Here is a 698-nt window from a genome sequence, read left to right on the forward strand (position 1 = left end):
AAACACCACCCTGCAGTCAAACAATACCTAAAAGGGGCGCAGCGTATCGCTTATGGCGCAAGAGCCATCGCAAAAGGTGGGTTATCTTCTTTACCGAAACAACAATTCCCCGGCGGTTTATTAATTGGCTGTGATGCAGGAACACTTAACGTTGCGAAGATAAAAGGCAGCCACACCGCGATGAAATCAGGCTTACTAGCAGCAGAAGCCATTCATCGGGCATTACAAGACTCAAGGCGTGAACCTGATTATCAAACGCGATTTGAAGCCTCTTGGCTGTACGATGAACTCGCCGAAACGCGTAACTTTGGAGCGAACCTGCATAAGTTCGGTAGCCTGTTTGGCGGAGCTCTTTCTACCTTCGAGCACAACTTGTGGCTTCCTCTGATTAAAAAGCCAATACCGTGGACAGTGAAAGACCATTCCCACGATCACGAACAGTTAAAACCCAAAAATGAATGCCCGCCGATTGAGTATCCAAAACCGGATGGAGAAATCAGCTTTGATAAACCATCTTCGGTGTTTTTATCCGGCACACAACATGAAGAAAACCAACCGTGCCATCTTGTTTTGACTTATCCTCATATCCCCATCGATGTGCACCTCGGGTTGTTTGATGAGCCAAGCCAGCGTTACTGCCCTGCCGGGGTTTACGAAGTGGTCGAAATTGATGGGAAAGTGAAGTTTCAAATCAACGC

Annotated in this window: 1 protein-coding gene; it reads left to right on the forward strand. The window is 47.4% G+C overall.

Features of this window, described 5'->3' with window-relative positions:
• A partial coding sequence (locus tag R7Z49_RS25160) for an electron transfer flavoprotein-ubiquinone oxidoreductase (protein WP_318112410.1) occupies positions 1-698 on the forward strand: 698 nt, incomplete at both ends.

This window comes from Vibrio sp. 1562, assembly GCF_033340155.1.
In the GTDB taxonomy this organism is placed as follows: domain Bacteria; phylum Pseudomonadota; class Gammaproteobacteria; order Enterobacterales; family Vibrionaceae; genus Vibrio; species Vibrio alginolyticus.